The organism is Pseudomonas siliginis (assembly GCF_019145195.1).
Lineage (GTDB): Bacteria > Pseudomonadota > Gammaproteobacteria > Pseudomonadales > Pseudomonadaceae > Aquipseudomonas > Aquipseudomonas siliginis.
Genome location: NZ_JAHSTW010000011.1, coordinates 215,046 through 232,368 on the forward strand (window position 1 = coordinate 215,046; position 17,323 = coordinate 232,368).

General features: G+C 59.4%; 19 protein-coding genes. 2 read left to right on the forward strand and 17 right to left on the reverse strand.

Features of this window, described 5'->3' with window-relative positions; genetic code table 11:
- Positions 1 to 4 precede the first annotated feature (4 nt).
- From KVG87_RS22115 to KVG87_RS22190, 16 genes are all read right to left on the reverse strand, one after another.
- Positions 5 to 217, reverse strand: coding sequence for a tail protein X (locus tag KVG87_RS22115; protein ID WP_056783262.1), 213 nt, complete (start codon positions 215 to 217; stop codon positions 5 to 7).
- The gene (locus KVG87_RS22120) at positions 210 to 593 is read right to left on the reverse strand and encodes a phage tail protein (RefSeq protein ID WP_217852599.1); all 384 of its coding nucleotides are present in this window, start codon (positions 591 to 593) and stop codon (positions 210 to 212) included. The genes KVG87_RS22115 and KVG87_RS22120 overlap by 8 nt, the downstream gene beginning before the upstream one ends.
- On the reverse strand, positions 593 to 2,566 hold the full coding sequence (locus KVG87_RS22125; RefSeq protein ID WP_217852601.1) for a phage tail tape measure protein: 1,974 nt from the start codon (positions 2,564 to 2,566) through the stop codon (positions 593 to 595). The genes KVG87_RS22120 and KVG87_RS22125 overlap by 1 nt, the downstream gene beginning before the upstream one ends.
- A gap of 128 nt (positions 2,567 to 2,694) precedes the next feature.
- Positions 2,695 to 3,276: a phage tail assembly protein gene (locus KVG87_RS22130; RefSeq protein ID WP_217852603.1), complete on the reverse strand. Its 582-nt coding sequence runs from the start codon at positions 3,274 to 3,276 to the stop codon at positions 2,695 to 2,697.
- 151 nt (positions 3,277 to 3,427) lie between these two features.
- A complete protein-coding gene (locus KVG87_RS22135) occupies positions 3,428 to 3,934 on the reverse strand; it encodes a phage major tail tube protein (RefSeq protein WP_039762530.1) in 507 nt (168 codons plus the stop codon).
- The gene (locus KVG87_RS22140; protein ID WP_110645911.1) at positions 3,934 to 5,100 is read right to left on the reverse strand and encodes a phage tail sheath protein; all 1,167 of its coding nucleotides are present in this window, start codon (positions 5,098 to 5,100) and stop codon (positions 3,934 to 3,936) included. Before KVG87_RS22140 ends, KVG87_RS22135 begins: the two co-directional genes overlap by 1 nt.
- A gap of 2 nt (positions 5,101 to 5,102) precedes the next feature.
- A complete protein-coding gene (locus KVG87_RS22145) occupies positions 5,103 to 5,288 on the reverse strand; it encodes a hypothetical protein (protein WP_041478104.1) in 186 nt (61 codons plus the stop codon).
- Between the two features lie 99 nt (positions 5,289 to 5,387).
- The gene (locus KVG87_RS22150; protein WP_217852605.1) at positions 5,388 to 6,005 is read right to left on the reverse strand and encodes a hypothetical protein; all 618 of its coding nucleotides are present in this window, start codon (positions 6,003 to 6,005) and stop codon (positions 5,388 to 5,390) included.
- 9 nt (positions 6,006 to 6,014) lie between these two features.
- Complete coding sequence (locus KVG87_RS25940; protein WP_225930967.1) at positions 6,015 to 7,628, reverse strand: phage tail protein; 1,614 nt, start codon at positions 7,626 to 7,628, stop codon at positions 6,015 to 6,017.
- A complete protein-coding gene (locus KVG87_RS22160; RefSeq protein ID WP_217852608.1) occupies positions 7,629 to 8,264 on the reverse strand; it encodes a phage tail protein I in 636 nt (211 codons plus the stop codon).
- On the reverse strand, positions 8,261 to 9,256 hold the full coding sequence (locus tag KVG87_RS22165; protein WP_217852610.1) for a baseplate J/gp47 family protein: 996 nt from the start codon (positions 9,254 to 9,256) through the stop codon (positions 8,261 to 8,263). Before KVG87_RS22165 ends, KVG87_RS22160 begins: the two co-directional genes overlap by 4 nt.
- Positions 9,253 to 9,585 carry a phage baseplate protein gene (locus tag KVG87_RS22170; protein WP_207808960.1) on the reverse strand — a complete coding sequence of 111 codons (333 nt, stop codon included), beginning with the start codon at positions 9,583 to 9,585 and terminating at the stop codon, positions 9,253 to 9,255. Before KVG87_RS22170 ends, KVG87_RS22165 begins: the two co-directional genes overlap by 4 nt.
- Positions 9,586 to 9,599: 14 nt before the next feature.
- Positions 9,600 to 10,208, reverse strand: a complete 609-nt coding sequence (locus KVG87_RS22175; protein WP_217852612.1) for a phage baseplate assembly protein V — start codon at positions 10,206 to 10,208, stop codon at positions 9,600 to 9,602.
- A 3-nt stretch (positions 10,209 to 10,211) separates the two neighbouring features.
- Entirely contained in the window at positions 10,212 to 10,733 is a 522-nt protein-coding gene (locus tag KVG87_RS22180; protein ID WP_217852614.1) for a hypothetical protein, read from the reverse strand.
- Between the two features lie 71 nt (positions 10,734 to 10,804).
- On the reverse strand, positions 10,805 to 11,143 hold the full coding sequence (locus KVG87_RS22185) for a phage holin family protein (RefSeq protein WP_024011844.1): 339 nt from the start codon (positions 11,141 to 11,143) through the stop codon (positions 10,805 to 10,807).
- 526 nt (positions 11,144 to 11,669) lie between these two features.
- Positions 11,670 to 12,413, reverse strand: coding sequence for a LexA family transcriptional regulator (locus KVG87_RS22190; protein ID WP_110600122.1), 744 nt, complete (start codon positions 12,411 to 12,413; stop codon positions 11,670 to 11,672).
- A gap of 202 nt (positions 12,414 to 12,615) precedes the next feature.
- Between KVG87_RS22190 and mutS the strand changes: the two genes are divergently transcribed.
- Together mutS and fdxA are read left to right on the forward strand one after the other, a co-directional pair.
- Positions 12,616 to 15,198 carry a DNA mismatch repair protein MutS gene (gene mutS / locus KVG87_RS22195; protein WP_217852616.1) on the forward strand — a complete coding sequence of 861 codons (2,583 nt, stop codon included), beginning with the start codon at positions 12,616 to 12,618 and terminating at the stop codon, positions 15,196 to 15,198.
- Positions 15,199 to 15,361: 163 nt separating this feature from the next.
- Positions 15,362 to 15,685 carry a ferredoxin FdxA gene (gene fdxA / locus KVG87_RS22200; protein ID WP_041478114.1) on the forward strand — a complete coding sequence of 108 codons (324 nt, stop codon included), beginning with the start codon at positions 15,362 to 15,364 and terminating at the stop codon, positions 15,683 to 15,685.
- Positions 15,686 to 16,212: 527 nt separating this feature from the next.
- Here fdxA and rpoS read toward each other — a convergent pair.
- Complete coding sequence (rpoS, locus tag KVG87_RS22205; protein ID WP_016771451.1) at positions 16,213 to 17,220, reverse strand: RNA polymerase sigma factor RpoS; 1,008 nt, start codon at positions 17,218 to 17,220, stop codon at positions 16,213 to 16,215.
- Between the last annotated feature and the right edge of the window lie 103 nt (positions 17,221 to 17,323).

Sequence of the window (17,323 nt, forward strand, 5' to 3'; positions counted from 1 at the left end):
CTCCTTAATCCCACGCCGTCGCTGCTTTGACAACGGCGGGTTTCACATCCAGTTCCGGTAGCACGATCCAGACGCCGGCGGGCAGAATCGGCCCGTGTTCGGCCAGGGTCGGGTTGAGCTTCCACAGCACTTCTTCGGCAGCGTCATCACTGCGCCCGGTTTCGCGGTAGAGCAGCAGATTCACCGAATCACCGGCCACGCTTCGTGCTTTACGCATTGTTGAACTCCGCCAGTTCGATGACCCAATCGACTACCATCGCCGTGCCATCATCGATGATCTGGGTCTGGGTTTCCTGAACGCTACTGATCCGCCACAGGCCCCAGTTTCGACCAATCGCGTCGATCAACGGCAGCGGGATACGCAGCGCCTGCAAAGCTCGCAATTCATCGAGCCGATCCATGGCCACGGCGTACATCGACTTGCCGGTAATGGTCAGGGTTTCCGGTTTCTGTCCCGTCTGGCTGGACTTGGGTTTGCTGGTGAGGATCTGTATCTCGGTCCATCCGCCGTCAGACTTGCGCAGCAACTGGTGGTACGCAAAGCTGCGCGACAGGCCAAAGATGAAACTGCCCAATGCCATTTGTTGTTTCATCAGGCGACTCCATCGGTCAGGGCCGCGTCGCGGCGGGTGGCGAGGGGATTGTTGGTCAGCAGCGGGGTCATTTGCATGAACTGGTTTTGCAGATGCTGCGCGACCAACATACCGATCTTGTCCGAGCTGCCGGGGTCGCTGCAGTAGACCTGGACCGAAGGTGCGTAGGTCACGTGCTGGTTAGACGCAGGGGCGCTCGCCAGATCCTTGCTCACTTGGGCGGGCGCAGAAAGCGTGTCAGGCGCGGTGATAGCAAGTCTTTCACTCAAAGCAGTTTGCGCGTTCCTGCTCGATGCCGGAATCGCCTGCGAAATCGCCTCCAGAGAAACGGTCGATGGTCCGAGGTGCGGCGTATCGACCAATGATGCTCGTTCGCCAATTGCCATTTCCGCGCCGGCCGCAGGAGCCAGACTGGCAATCCCTGTCACCGGCTTGTCCGCTGCGAGCCTCGATGCAGAATCTGCTGTTGACGAAAGATCGGGGGGATTCGCCAGGGCGCTACCAGGTATCCGTTTGCGCAACCGGTCTTTCGCCTCATCGACACCGGCGTCCAACACAAGATCGAATAGCTTTTTCAGGGCTGAACCCAAAACAATGACCCCCGCCGTGATCGTCGGATGGTCCTCAGCGAATTCACTTATCCTGTCGATGCCGGCACCGGCAACGCTCAGCACTTCAGGAGAGGGCGCCACCGCCTGGGCGCTGGCGATAGCCAAGCGCTCGTTTCGAGCAGTCTGAGCATTCCACTGTCCTTGCGGGGAATTGGAGCGTGCCAGTGCAGACTGGCGCACCGAACTCCGCTCACCGATCACCGAAGTCGCGTACTGACTTTTGTCCTTTACTTGCGAAAAGGCCTCGTTGACATCGCCCGGATTCTGCGCCAACAACTGCACCGCATTGCCGCTGTCAGCAAACAGGGTTCGCGCCAGCGTGGCGCGTTGTTCGACAGGTTTTGCGTGCAGCGCGGCAAGCACCGAGAGCAGCGCACCTTGGGCATTCTGCTTGTCGGGGTCATGCATTGCAGCGGTCACGGCAGCAGGATCAAGTCCCAACTGCTTCCAGGCGCCACGTTCGGCGGCGGAGACGCTGTCACCTTTGCCCAAGGCAGCTGAAAGGTTCTTCAACGCCTGCCCGGCATCATCTTTGCCCGTTCCGCTGTGGAGCAAGGCTGCCGACAGCGCTGCGGCCTGCTCGGGCTGCAAGCCTGCAGTGAGCGCCGCCTCGCCTGATTGCTTGAGTACGGCGCCGATGTCGGCGGACTTGACGCCACCCGGCATTTTGCCGAGCAGGTGTGTCGCATCCGCGAGGTCAAACGCCTGATCGCGAGTGAGCTTCATCGAGGTGCGCCACACCGTCATCATCTCGGCGACTTCCATCGCTGGGATTTTGAGTGCCGACGCTACGACCGCAGCGTCGCTGGCGAAGTTGAGCAGCTCAAAAGATTTGTCCGACGCGTTGGTCAGCTCATTGCCAATTCCTGAGTCGGCGGCCAGCGTTGCAACCTTGATCAGTTCGATACCGCTGGTGCCTCCCGCCGCCACCATCGGCTTACTGGCCATGATCAAGCTCGACAGTGCGATTTCGTTGGCCTGCACTGGCGTCAATTGTGCCGCGCTACCCAGATCGGCCGCCGCCGAATAAAAGTCAATCGCCGGCCTCACACTTTCTGGTGCCTTGGTCCGCTCGGCGGCCTCATCCGGCGCTGCCGACGCGCTGGTGGCTTCACCGTTCGCGGTGGAACTCAACGAGAGCATCCGCAAGTTGGACAATGCCAATCGCAATGAATCGATCGCTGTCGTCAACGCATCGATCCTGATACTTGCGGTGACGAGCGCCTGACTCAGCTGGGGATATTGATCGCCGATGATCGGTCCGGGGCCGGGGTTTGCCGCAGCCATGTTCAAGCGGATATCACCGGTTGCTGCGCCCCCCCGCTCATCGGCATTCATTGGCGCAAATTTGCTTTCTGCCATGCCGCTCTACTCCTGTTTCACGCCAAGGCGAGTGATCGCTATGTCGTAGCGGCGCAACGCCTTTTCGGCGTCCCATTCCAGAATCTCCGCTTCACTTACCGGGTAAATGAGCGGGACGATATCGAGGATTACTTCGATGTCGCGTTCCGAAAGTAGGCCGCCGGCTGGTTTAAAAAATCGTCGATGCGCACCTGCAATTGCGTCCAGTCCGGGACGGTCAGGTGGGCCAGATCGGGGATCATCAGGCCGGTGCAGTGGGCGGTGATGAATTCGGCGCGTTCCTTGGCCGTTTTCAGTTTCTTCATCACTTTGGTGGCGCGCAGCACGGGCATTTCCAGGCTCAGCGAAGTCACGGTGCGACCGGTCACGGCGAGCGGTTGCAGCAATTGCACCTGATCGGGATCGCCGGCTTTCTCAGCGTCCTCGAGCTGGTCGAGAAAGTACGCACTCGGCCGGGTCGACATCTCATGGACGTACTGGGCGATGCTCACGTAGTCCGGACGTTTGAGTTGATCGAGCTCTTTCACCGACAGGCCGGTGGCGAGCAGCGCCAGCTCGAAGAACTGATCGTCTTCGTCATCGCCGGCGCGTTCCAGCGCATCTTTCTGTGCGGCGTAGAACAGCGGTTTGAGCTGGATCGATTCGATCTGCGAGCCATCGTCGCCGGTGATCGGCGACAGCAGTTCGTGTTGGGGTGGCATCCACGGCATGTATGAATTCCTTGGAGATTCGTTTGGTTCCACTGTGGGAGCGAGCCTGCTCGCAAAGGCTTTGGCACATTCGTCATTGATGTAACTGGACGACCGCTTTCGCGAGCAGCTCGCTCCCACAAGGTTTTGTGATTTACCGGTAAACCGGTGTTTACGGCATCAACACCGCACGCCGTGCATCACCGAGGATGTCGACGCCGTTGAGCACGAACTTCTGCGTGCGCACGTCGATGTCGATCACCGGCACGCCGTTTTCAAGGCGGTTGTAGGTGCGGCAGGACAGTTCCAGATTGGTCTTGGGCTTCTCGCCCATTTTCACTGCGGTTTCCTCAAGGGATTTCAACTGGCCGCCGACGGTGTGGTAGGTGAACCAGGTATTGCCGTCCTGATCCTGACCAGCTTCACGCACGTTCAGCAGGATGTCGTCGCCGAGCTTCACGCCCAGCGCCAGCAGCACCTCGGCGCCGAGGCCTTGAAGGGTCAGCTTGGCGCCGAGCGCTTTGCCGCCCTTGGCCATTTCTTCGACGATGAAGCGTCCGCCGCGCATCTCTTCCATGTCGAATTCGATTTTCGGCGGGGTGAATTCCTCAACGGTCGCCGACAACGGCAGGCCTTGCAGGGTGGCCGCGATGGCCTGTCTTACGCGGTTGGTAAACATTAGAGAACGTCCTCCAGGAACTGCTCGATGATTTCATCGCGGGCGTTGAGTTGATAAACCATGTGTTCGTTCGGCGCGTAGCGGCCGTAGTCGATGACCACGTACCAGGTGCCGTTCTTGTACTTCTCGACGCTGTTGAGTTCCGGGTGCAGATACACGCTGCCGCCGGGAATGGTTTCATCGGCAACCAGGGTCTGCAGCCAGTCGTTGATGCGCTTGACCTCCTGATCCATGAAGGATTTGGTGAGGTTCTTGGCCATGGCTTTCTGGCCGGCCTTGACCAGCTTGCGGCTGATCGCATCTTCGAGGCCGACGTAGCTGATGAACTTGCCGGTGATCGAGCGGTTACCCAGCAGCGAGAAGCCGCCAAGCACGGTGCGGGCGTAGTAGCTGACGCCGTAACGGTTGAGCAGATCGCCTTCGGTGGACGTATCGAGGATGTTGTACTCGACGACCCGCGAAACGTCTTCGGCGAAGGTCACCTGGTTGCCCGGGCTCTCCCATTGCTTGACCTTGGCCAGCGCGGCAATCGCCAGACTGGACGGCGACAGGAAGACGTTTTTCTTCGCCGCTTTCGAATACACGGCGGGCATGTTGTGCACCACCAGGCAACGGTCGAAACCGAGTTCGGCGCCGCCGAGTTCCTGGCTGTACAGCACCTGATCGGCCACCGACACATCCTTGCCGTCCAGCACCACACGGGCCTTGATGCGCTTGCCGAACGCGGCGAACTCACCGGCCACCGCTTTGCTGCCGGTAAAGCCCGGCGCGCCGATGATGGTCAGGTCTTCCGGGACACTGCCCAGCGCCGCCAGACCCAGCTTGCGACCAGTCGCCGGCTCGACACCGCCGATCACATTGTTGACCGTGTCGGCCGGAGTTGCGCCTGCCTCGACGATGACCACGTATACCGGCACCTTGACCACTTTGAGGATCTGGTAAACCGCGTGATACAGCGTGCCCTCTTCCGACCCAGTCGGATCGAGCAGCGCATGGGTGGTGAAGCTGTTGATGCGAAACGGCGCGTTTCGCGGAATCAGCGGATCGGCTTTCGGCGCGGTGCCGACCAGACCGATGACGTTGTCACCCAGGCCACCCATGGCCTCGGGGGATTCAGTGGCATTGACGGTAATGCCGTTGTGCTCGAAGTTCAGAACCTCAGCCATGTTCAGTCAGCCTTCTTGGCAGCGGCCTTTTTGGCCTGGGTGATAGGGGTTTTCGGCTCAAGTCGACCGGCAAAGTGCAAGGCACTGGCCTCAACGTCGAGCAGATCAAGGTCTTGACCGACGCTCGACCAATGCCCACCGCCGGTGGGGAATGGGACGAGCACGGTGTAGGTTTGGCGGGTTGCCATTTTTCGTTTCTCCATAAACGGGAAAGCCCCTCTGAGGGAGGGGCTTTGGCGGGTGTTGAACAGCTGGTGTCGGGAAAACGTTGCCCTGACTCGGGACGCTCATTGAATCACGGTAACAGCCTGGATGGGGTCAACTCGGTGATCTGCCGAAAAACGCGGGCTGCCAACGGCCGACTGAATATTTGAGATCACCTCGTCAGCGATCTGCCTGGCCTCATCGGCTGCACCCGCTGCAAGCTTGTGCCTGATCGACTCTTTCGCCTCCAGGCGCCGCTCTCGGATAAGGTAAAGCCGTTCTGCGTATTGGGCGGCTTCGGTCAGGATGTCATCGGCAGCGTCCTGAGCCGTGCGCCCCATGATTGCCCAGGCAGCAACGCTGCGCGGCACCGCGTCGGCCGGATAGCCATTATTTTTGAAGGCTAGCGCCTCGGCAGCAGCTCGCTCGTATTCAACTGCGCGCAATGGATCGCCTGAAACAGCCTGCCGCGCTTGATCAGCGTACTCATCAATCCTTGCGCACAAGTCCGCGAGGGTGGGCATGGGCTCGCCGTCATGCTCCCATTTGCCATTCCATTCGCCGGTATCGGGAATACGCGTCCCTTTGAAGCGGGGATTCCAGCACGGTTGAGGCAATTGCGCGCGAGTCCAGTTCATCGCCCCCTCCGGAGCGTCGGCGGCATACAGAAACTTGCCATCCTGATCGATCACAAAAATCATATTGCCTCCTTAAACCGCTTGAACGCAGAAACTGAATTGACAGGCGAAGCCACCCGCGCCTGCAGTGGAGCCCATCGCATAATCCAGAACGACCTCGCCTGTGACTTCCGCTCGCCACGACAGCCACCCAAATGCGAGGGGACTGTTGGTCGCCCAGTCTCCCGTTCCACACATTCTGGTGATAGGCCGAAATCCAGGCGGAAGGGTAAACATGACCAATGGATCGATACCGTTACTGACCCAACGTGTAGCGTCGATGCTTACGTAGACATTGCCGTTGGCTTTCCAGTATCGAGTTGCATTGCCGTCGGCAAAACCATTGACGAGCGCGGGCACCCTCAGAGTCGTCGCAGAAAAGTTCGCAAAAGCGGTGCTGACTACGCTGTTGGTCTGCGCCTGCGTGTAGCTGTCGGTGATTCCGTATCCCGACAACGAATTGGGTTTGCCTGAAGTGATCTTGCTCCAGTCCAGAGCGGGGACATCCGATGCGATCAGGTTCCCGCCGCTGGTAGCCAACCCTTTGGCATTGACGGCAATTTTTGTGTAAGTACCGGCAGAAACGCCCGAGTCGGCCAGCGCTAGTGAGATGTTGGCGTTTGTCGAGCCGTCAAACGAAGTGCTACCGCTAGCCGCGCCGGAAATGGCAATACTGCGCGCCGTTTCAAGCTTGCGAGCGGCAACCGCTGTTCCATTGATCCCGAGGGCGTCAGTGATGCCAAATCCAGCCAACGTCTGCGGATTCGCACCTGCTATCACCCGACCATATTCATCAACAGTCAGACTCTTGTAAGTCCCCGCAGCAATCCCGGTGCGCCCTGCGAGCATCTTGAATGTCAGCGCGGTCGTGCCGAGGGTGATCGGTGCGTTGGTGGTCAGGTGCCACAGCGAATCTCCATTCGTTACGCCCTCCTCCACCATTACCGTCAGGCCCGGGGTAACCTTGGCGCTGGTGTTGGCATCGGTCGCCCGCACCCAATCACTATTGGCAACGATCCACAGGCCGTTGTCCTTGGCCAGGGTCTGGCTCGGCAACAGCACGCGATCGCCGGCCACCACGGCAACACCATCAACCTGCTGGGCTCCGCTCAACACGACATTGCCGGTGGCAGCGACGCGCACCGACTGCTTACCATCGAGCTTGCCGAGTTCTTCGGCGAGGTAACTGATGACCCAGGCACGAGTAGCCTTGACCACAGTGTCATCAATCAACAAGGTCACCAGCGAGGCATTGCTGGTCTCGAAAATCGAACGAATGTAGAACTCTTTGCCCGACCCCGACGTCGCCAGCACCGGTTTGAACGACTCCGGATATTTGACGATGGCGTAAAGAATCCCCGTATCAGTCCACAGCCCCGCTTCCCGCACATACCAACCGCCAACATCCGGCGGAATGGTCACTTCCGCAAGCAGCCAGCTCGGATTCTTCTCATCCTGGAACAGTGCGTTGATCGGTCCGCGCCAGACTTCACGGGCCAGCGCGGTTGCGGTGGCCGATGGGTTGTAGACCTTGTCATTGCCGTCGCCGACAGAAAAATGCGTCAACTTGATCGGCACACCCGCAGCCTTGCACGCCGTTTCGTAGGCAATCCCTGCGTTGGTGAGCAGGGTGTAATAGTCAGCCATTCAGGCCCCCTGAGGATAAATAGTGGATGTTTCGACGGTGTACATGCCGGCAGCCATGAACGCCTCGCCAGAGGTTTCAAGACCTTCGATGAACACCGGATAAACCGTGGTCAGTTCGCCGCAGAACGTCGCGGCGCCGATGACGTGATTGCCGAACGCGCTCAAGCCGACCGAGACCGTCAGCACATCGCGCTCGCTCTTGGCATCAGCCAGGCGTCGGTCGAGACGTGCATCGATTTCTTCGCTGTAGGGTTGGTCGCTGAAGGCACGCACGGAAAAGCTGTACGGCGCGCCGGACGGTGTCTGTTCGTACCAGGCGCGGATCTCGGGTCTTAATTGCAAACCCTTGGCGGCGTTTTCCAGCGCCTTGCGTGTGCCGGCCTGGCGCGCGGTGGGCCAGGCCAGTTCGACGGTTACGCGCTTCTCCGCCACCGGCGCATCGGTGCTCCATTCGGCGACGCCGCGATCGGCAGCCAGATACGGCAGGAAGGCCACCGGCGTTTCACTGGTGTTCATCAGTTCCGGGAACGGCGGTGCGATGCGATCGAGCAAGGCGCCGAAACCCAGATCCAGTCCGCGTTCGAGGGCCGAGCTGTTGGCCGGCAGTAAGGTCGGGCGCTGAGTTTTTTCACTCATCGCGTCAGCACCTCGACTTCAACCGCGGTGCAATACGGCGCCTGAAACGCGGTCGTCACAATCGGCGCCAGCGGTTCGAGAATCTGCAGTTGCACGGCGCCGGCGCTATGCAACGTGTAGTCGATCCAGCTCGGATCGACCCGGCCTTCGAGGCGATGGCAACTGTCGGCATACGCTTGCAATTGTGCTTGCGCCGCGACCTTGGTCAGGCCCGAGTCGGGGCCGGAATTGATCTTGGCGACGACGCGGATTTTGTAGCGCTGGATCTCGGCAGCCTTGACGGTGACGAGGTCGGTTTCCGGGCGCACGTCTGGACGAGCAAAGTGCTGACGGACGCCCTCGAGCAATGCTTCGGAAGGCGTGCCATCGCCGTCTCGAGAAAGCACGGTGACTTGCACTTCGCCCGGCGCAGTGCGGCGCCCGTTGCCATCCTTGACCTGCGCGGCGAGGCCGTCCGGGTTGAAGGTGTAAGTGACATTCACTACGCCGGAATCAGTGGACTCAACCTGCACAGTGGGCCGCTCGCCGAGGGTGAATACCTCACGGCGATACTGCATCCGCGAACCCGCCGCCGGTGCATGAGGTGCCAGGTAATAACGCAGCCGAGCATCGTCATCACTTTCATAAACCGCCGGTACCGGAGGGAACGCTGCCGGGTCGCCGGGATCGAGCAATTGCCGCTCCAAGCCCATGTCCGCCAGCCGCGCATCGAGATTGCTGCCGGTCGCCCACCACGCCAGCATCTGCTTGATACGTGCGTTGTATTTGCGTTCGTGGGTTTGCAGACGCACACAGAACGCTTCCAGCGCGAGGGTCAGCAATTCGCTTTCGTTTTCCAGAATCGCCTTGAGTTTCACGGCGCTGGCCGGCGAGCGAGCCCCCACGTATTCGATGACGAAAGTCTTGAACTCGACGAGCAAGTCTTCGAACGCTTCGACCGTGATCAGCGCGGGTTCGGCCAGCTGATTCTGGCCAGGTATCAGCATGCTCATGTCAGCACCTCAAAGGTTTGTTGGCGGTTTTTCCAGGTGCCGGCGAAGCGCAGCTGCAGGCCGTCGCCGTGACGGCTGGCGACAATCACTTGCGGCTGAAAATCGTCGATGCCGTTTTGCGAGTTGTAGAACGCTTGCGCGGCGTGGCTCTGTGCCAGAAGCAGAATGTCGTCACCGAGGTTCTGCCCGAGGAGAGTGGGAATCAGCGAACCGTACAAAGGTCGTTTCTGCCGAGTGCCCAGCGGTGTGGTCAGGGCTCGGGTCGCGCGCTGCACGAATTGCAGCCAGTCGTCGACCGTGGCCCCGCTGTCTCTATCGATTCCGATCATGGGAGGCTCTTGAATCAGGGGCTGATGACGCGGCCCTGGTGATCGACCAAGGGGCCGCTGAAGTGCACCCCCGAGGCGTCGATACTCAGGCCGACGGCGCCCAGTTGCAGGGTGATCAGTTCTGGCGTCATGGCCAGACGTGCAGGGCCGATGCTCAGTTCGAGCGACTCGCGAGACCCGTGGAATTGCGTTGGTCCGTTGAGCCAGTGCAAGGCGTGGCTGGCGTCGTCGTAACCGCTTTCGCTGCCGTCCTGATGCACCCGACGGGTCAGCGTCGGCACAGTCGAGGCCGGGGGGAAACGGTCACTGTTCAAGCCGAACAACGCGACACTCTGCGCACCGCTTTCACCGCTGCCATAGTTGAACAGCAGGCACTGCTCGCCCACCGTCGGGATGCGCGATTCACTTTGCGCACCAGCGCTGGGGTTGAAGAACTTGATCGCAGGGGTGAGCAATCCACCATGGCTGACCTGGCAAGTGTTACTCGCCGCATCAACTGACTGGCAGATGCCAATACGACAGAAACTCTCGGCACGGCGATGCAGGTCTTCGATTTCCGCTTCCATTTCCGCCAGACGCTCAATGATCGGACCGAGCTGCATACGCAGTAATGCATCGAACATCGGTCAGCCCTCCAGCGCGGTGTACTGGTCCGGGTCGTCGATGTTGCTGACTTCCCAGGTGCGAGCGAATTTCGGCATGCCCAGTGGATCGTCGAGCAAGGCCGGGCCGAGGTAGAGTGTCTGGTTGAACGTCAGGGTCCAGGCTTTGTATTGTTGATCAGCACTGATAAGCAACGATGGCAAGCCATCGATATTCAGGGGCAGATCGCATTGATCGCCGGGCAATCCCCAGCGGTTGTCGGTGATCAGGTTTTTCAGCACGGCGATCAGATCGCACGCTGCAAAAGCGGTCGCTGAAAGCGCCGGGATGACTTGCAGTGACAACGTCATTACATGAGCGATACGCCCATCAGCGCCGCGCACGCCGGACGCGTTCCGGTCAAAGTCGATCAGTGCCCAGGCTTGTTCACCCGCTGCTGTGAAGTCAGCGCGACTGCCGACATTGAGGTTGAGACCGGCGGTGTTGCGCAGTGTCGTCGCGATGGCTGTGAACAGTTGCGACGGCTGCTGGATCGGTGTGGGCATACATGACCTCCTTTTCAATCGTCCACGCGCAGCCCTGCCGCCAACATGGCGGCACGGAAAAATATTCAGGGTTAAGGCTGGTCGCGCGGCGGTACTTCACAGACGCCGATGCGCTTGGCCGCCCAGCGTTCGTAAAGGCCTATGGCGACATCGGCGCCGGCCATCGCGGTCAGGCAGCCAAACGCGCCAGCGGCCCAGATCGACATGCCGGCGGCATACAGCAGCATGATCGCCGACACGCCGCAGATCATGCAGGCGCCGGAACGCAGAGCCAGACGCCGCACAAGTGACCAGCCGCGGGCGCCCTCCTTGTCGGCGCGCCACATTTCGCCGGACACCCCGCCGACGACGGCGAGGAGGATGACCAGCCAGATCGGCATGTCCGCCAACGCTTGTTGCTCGTTTGTCATGTCACGCCTCCGTGGGTGATTGATGAGTGATGGTTTGGGTTCAAACGATTTCTCTTGAGGCAGGCATTCCAAAAAGCCCGGCGCTTGCACACCGGGCTTTTCAGTAATGCGCTCCTTCGCCTTCCTTCAAATCCTGTGTTCGAGAAGGAAGCTGACTTTTCGGCGCTACTGGCGCGGTACGAGTCCATTCAGATTGTTTTTCCGACCGCGGTCCCTGCCCGCCGGATAACTGCTTCTGGTGCTTTACGCTGCACACCCGGGTCAGTTGCCAACCCTCTGAACCGTTGAGGCCGGTTCATCGCTGCCTGTTCTTGTGGAACTAAAGAGCTTGTCTTGCCAGCCGCTTTGTCGAGCGGCTTGGTGGCAAGAATATGCATGGATGCATATACAGTCAATGCGTAAATGCATTTATTTATGCATTAAATTTGCGCATATGCATGAAACCCAAGCGGGCCAAGGGGTGGGGAGATTTCTGCAGGCGTAAAAAAACCTGCCGAGGGGCAGGTTTCAGTTGAATCGAAAGGGGCTAGCGGGCGTACATGCCCCACCAGAAGACGTGACCAAGGATAACGATCTGCTCTTCCTGGATTTCCTGGAAGCTGTAGTCCTCGTCCGGATGCTCGTCGCGATTGAAGCTGCGCAGACGGATACCGGTGGGCAAACGATAGAGTTGCTTCACGCGCAGCTGGCCATTGTGATTGATCGCATACAGGTCGCCATCAATGATGTCGCCGATGCCGCACTTGCCGGCATTGACGCCGACGGTGGCGCCATCGCGCAGAACCGGCAACATGCTGTTGCCGCGTACTGTCACACACTTGGCCTGGTCGAACTGCACACCATTGTGGCGCAGGCTGCGCTTGCCGAAGCGCAGGCTTGAGCGCTCGCTCTCTTCGATGACGAATCTTCCTGATCCAGCAGCCAATTCAACCTCACGTAGAAAGGGCACCGACACCTCGTCGTCATCGACGGGCGTGTCGTCGTCCCACAGGCTTATGTCCTTGAGTTCCGCATGCACGTCAGCGCGCGTACCGCCGGTCGTTGGCGCGACATCAGCGCGCCCGCGCAACTGATCGGTGCTGACGTTGAAATATTCAGCGATCTTCGAGATGTGTTTATCCGAAGGATCGACAATCTTCCCGCTGAGAATCCGCGAGAGCGTTGATTGAGGCACGCCGGTGCGACGGTGGAGCTCCGTGGGGGAGATCCCGTGCTGGTCGAGCAGTGCTCTTAAGACGGAGGAAACGTTGCGTTTTTGCATAACGCGCATAGTGCTTGAAGTTTTTCGCGAAGACAAATGCTGATTTGCATAAATCGTGCATAGATCAACTTTTCTCTACAAGTCCACGCTCACCCGACCGCAGTGCCTGCGTCGGGCTGACTGCCCATGGTAACCTTGCGCCCATCGCGGAAAAGCCCGGCCACCGCCCGCGCTTTGCCCTACATCTTTTAACGAGTTGCCCGACAATCCGATGAATAAAGCCGTCTCCGACCTGTCCTCCCACACTCCGATGATGCAGCAATACTGGCGCCTGAAGAATCAGCACCCGGACCAGCTGATGTTCTATCGCATGGGCGATTTCTACGAAATCTTCTACGAAGATGCGAAGAAAGCCGCCAAGTTGCTGGACATCACCCTGACCGCACGCGGGCAGTCGGCGGGCCAGGCGATTCCGATGTGTGGGATTCCTTACCATGCCGCGGAAGGTTACCTGGCGAAACTGGTCAAGCTCGGCGAGTCGGTGGTGATTTGCGAGCAAGTCGGCGACCCGGCCACCAGCAAAGGCCCGGTGGAGCGCCAGGTCGTACGGATCATCACGCCGGGGACGGTCAGTGACGAAGCGCTGCTGGATGAACGCCGCGATAACCTGATCGCAGCTGTATTGGGCGATGAGCGCCTGTTCGGTCTGGCGGTGCTGGACATCACCAGCGGCAACTTCACCGTGCTCGAGATCAAAGGCTGGGAAAACCTGCTGGCGGAACTGGAGCGAGTCAACCCGGTGGAATTGCTGATTCCGGATGACTGGCCAAAAGACCTGCCGGCGGAAAAACGCCGTGGAGTACGCCGTCGCGCGCCGTGGGATTTCGAGCGTGACTCTGCGTTGAAAAGTCTCTGCCAGCAGTTTTCCACCCAAGACCTGAAAGGCTTCGGCTGCGAAAACCTGACCCTGGCCATCGGCGCTGCCGGCTGCCTGCTGGCCTACGCCAAGGAAACCCAGCGCACCGCCCTGCCCCACTTGCGCAGCCTGCGTCACGAACGTCTCGATGACACCGTGGTGCTCGACGGCGCCAGCCGGCGCAATCTGGAATTGGACACCAACTTGGCGGGTGGCCGCGACAATACTTTGCAATCGGTGGTCGATCGTTGCCAGACCGCCATGGGCAGCCGTTTACTGACCCGCTGGTTGAACCGGCCGCTGCGCGATCTGACGGTGCTGCTCGCCCGTCAGACTTCGATCCGTTGCCTGCTCGACGGTTATCGCTTCGAAAAGCTGCAACCGCAGCTCAAGGAAATCGGCGATATCGAGCGGATTCTGGCGCGGATCGGTTTGCGCAATGCGCGGCCGCGTGACCTTGCGCGTCTGCGTGATGCTCTCGGCGCACTGCCCGAACTGCAAGTGGCGATGACCGATCTGGAAGCGCCGCACCTGCAGCATCTGGCGGCCACCACCAGCACCTATCCGGAACTGGCCGCATTGCTGGAAAAAGCCATCATCGACAATCCGCCAGCGGTGATCCGTGACGGCGGCGTGCTGAAAACCGGTTACGACAGCGAACTCGACGAACTGCAATCGCTGAGCGAAAACGCCGGCCAGTTCCTCATCGATCTCGAAGCCCGAGAGAAAGCCCGTACTGGTCTGGCCAATCTGAAAGTCGGCTACAACCGTATCCACGGCTACTTCATCGAACTGCCGAGCAAGCAGGCTGAATCGGCGCCCGCTGACTACATCCGCCGGCAGACGCTCAAAGGCGCCGAGCGTTTCATCACGCCCGAGCTGAAAGAATTCGAAGACAAGGCGCTGTCGGCCAAGAGTCGTGCGCTGGCCCGGGAAAAAATGCTTTACGAAGCGCTGCTCGAAGACTTGATCAGCCAGCTGCCACCGCTGCAGGACACCGCCGGCGCATTGGCCGAACTGGACGTGTTGAGCAACCTCGCCGAGCGTGCCTTGAACCTCGACCTTAACTGCCCGCGCTTCGTCAGCGAGCCGTGCATGCGCATCACCCAGGGTCGTCACCCGGTGGTCGAGCAAGTGCTGACCACACCGTTCGTGGCCAACGATCTGAGCCTGGACGACAACACGCGCATGCTGGTGATCACCGGCCCGAACATGGGTGGTAAATCCACTTACATGCGGCAAACCGCGTTGATCGTGTTGCTGGCGCATATCGGCAGTTTCGTACCCGCCGCCAGTTGCGAGTTGTCGCTGGTCGACCGCATCTTCACCCGCATCGGCTCCAGCGATGATCTGGCCGGTGGCCGCTCGACCTTCATGGTCGAGATGAGCGAAACCGCCAACATCCTGCATAACGCCACCGAGCGCAGTCTGGTCCTGATGGACGAAGTCGGGCGCGGTACCAGCACCTTTGACGGTCTTTCGCTGGCGTGGGCAGCAGCCGAGCGCTTGGCTCATCTGCGCGCCTACACCCTGTTCGCCACGCACTATTTTGAACTGACCGTGCTGCCCGAAGCCGAACCTCTTGTAGCTAACGTGCACCTCAACGCCACTGAGCACAACGAACGGATCGTGTTCCTGCACCATGTTCTGCCTGGGCCTGCCAGCCAGAGCTATGGCTTGGCGGTGGCGCAACTGGCCGGCGTGCCGAGCGAGGTGATTCTGCGAGCGCGGGAGCATCTGAGTCGCCTGGAAGATACCGCCTTGCCCCACGAAGCGCCGAAACCGGCAGCCAAGGACAAGCCGTCGACACCGCAGCAAAGCGATATGTTCGCCTCGCTGCCTCATCCGGTGCTGGATGAATTGGCCAAGGTCGATCTCGACGACATGACGCCACGCCGTGCGCTGGAAATGCTCTATGCACTGAAGAACCGGATATAAGCACTGAAGAAGCGGATATAACGCAATTCGCTTCAAGCTGTTAGAATCTCGCGCGGTTCGGGATGCTGCTGGCTCATAGCCTGGTCAGCAGGTATCGCTCCCGAACCTGGCGACCCCAACCGTGAAGGGGCAACGCTGCCGCCGCCTGAGGAGAAAATTAGAAATGACCTTCGTCGTCACCGACAACTGCATCAAGTGCAAGTACACCGACTGCGTAGAAGTCTGTCCGGTGGACTGCTTTTACGAAGGCCCGAACTTCCTGGTGATTCACCCGGACGAGTGCATCGACTGCGCGCTGTGTGAACCAGAATGCCCGGCTGTGGCGATCTTCTCGGAAGACGAGATCCCAAGCGGCATGGAAAACTTCATCGAGCTCAATGCCGAGCTGGCGGATATCTGGCCGAACATCACCGAAAAGAAAGAATCGCTGCCTGATGCTGAAGAGTGGGATGGCAAGCCGAACAAGATCGAACAACTCGAACGCTGATCTGCCCCGCGCTCGACTGAAAGGCCCCTTGTGGGCCTTTTTGCTTTTGCAGGTTTTACTTTTCTGCAGACGAAAAAAGGGGCGGTATGACCCGCCCACATTTTTTCCCTATTCCCTGTAGTCCTTTTCATCGTCCTGATGAATCGCCTCCTGCGATGTCCATTCCCCTCTTCCGTGAAGGGCGTGTCTGTCCGTCGACACAGTTGAGATATTAGAGAGTTTCTGGAGACGAGCAATTGGCCCTCGGCGTACGCGCGCTCTGTCACAAGGACATAACATTTACGAAATAATTAACAAAATCAAAAGGTTGCTCACTGAAAGTGAGCGCGATCGCCTTCCACCGAAGTGTAAAAATAACGAACACTTACGACACAGTAAGCAAAGGCTTACAGCGCGAGACTACAAATTCAGAAATTGACGACCGCTTGTCTGGTGGCTGCCGAAAGCCCGATTTGCTGCACGCGAAAAACAAAAAAGCCCCGACTGATCGAATCAGCCGGGGCTTTTGCGGGCGGAGGATAAGGCGCTTATTGAAACAGCGACTCGCTCGACAGGCCGTTCTTTTCAAGGATCTCGCGAAGGCGCTTGAGCCCTTCCACCTGAATCTGCCGTACCCGCTCGCGGGTCAGACCGATCTCCAGGCCGACATCTTCCAGCGTACTGCTTTCGTGACCGCGCAGGCCAAAGCGGCGAATCACCACCTCGCGCTGCTTGTCGGTCAGCTCCGACAGCCATTGATCGATGCTCTGCGACAGATCATCGTCCTGCAACAGTTCGCACGGATCGGTCGGACGATCGTCAGTGAGTGTGTCCAGCAGGGTTTTATCCGAATCCGGACCCAGCGAGACGTCGACCGAAGAAACCCTTTCGTTGAGGCCGAGCATGCGCTTGACCTCCCCCACCGGTTTTTCCAGCAGGTTGGCGATTTCTTCGGGTGAAGGTTCGTGGTCGAGTTTTTGCGTCAGCTCCCGTGCGGCCCGCAGGTACACGTTGAGCTCCTTGACCACATGAATCGGCAACCGGATGGTCCGGGTCTGATTCATGATCGCGCGTTCGATGGTCTGACGGATCCACCAGGTGGCGTAGGTCGAGAAGCGGAAGCCGCGCTCGGGATCGAACTTTTCCACCGCGCGGATCAGGCCGAGGTTGCCCTCTTCGATCAGATCCAGCAGCGACAGCCCCCGATTGACGTAACGCCGGGCGATCTTGACGACCAACCGCAGATTACTTTCGATCATGCGCTTGCGCCCGGCAGGATCGCCACTTTGCGACAAGCGCGCAAAATGAACTTCTTCTTCCGGGGAGAGCAGAGGGGAAAAGCCGATTTCGTTGAGATACAGCTGCGTGGCATCAAGTGCCCGAGTGTAGTCGATGTATTTATGTTGTTTGAGTGTGGCGGAGTGTCTGGATTTGGAACGAACGGAAGGTGGAGCAGCCCCTTCATCATTCAACATCGAATCCGAATCGATGCCGGTCTCCATAAGGAGAACCTCATCGTCGATGTCAAACTCCGGCACTTCTTTACTGAGAGCCATTGTTATAGTCCTTTGGTGAGTTCGACCCCAAGCTCAAGCGACGCCTTTATCCTTGGCAACGCTGGAGCCTGTCCCCTCTACGCGACGGAACAGGCTGGCCTAC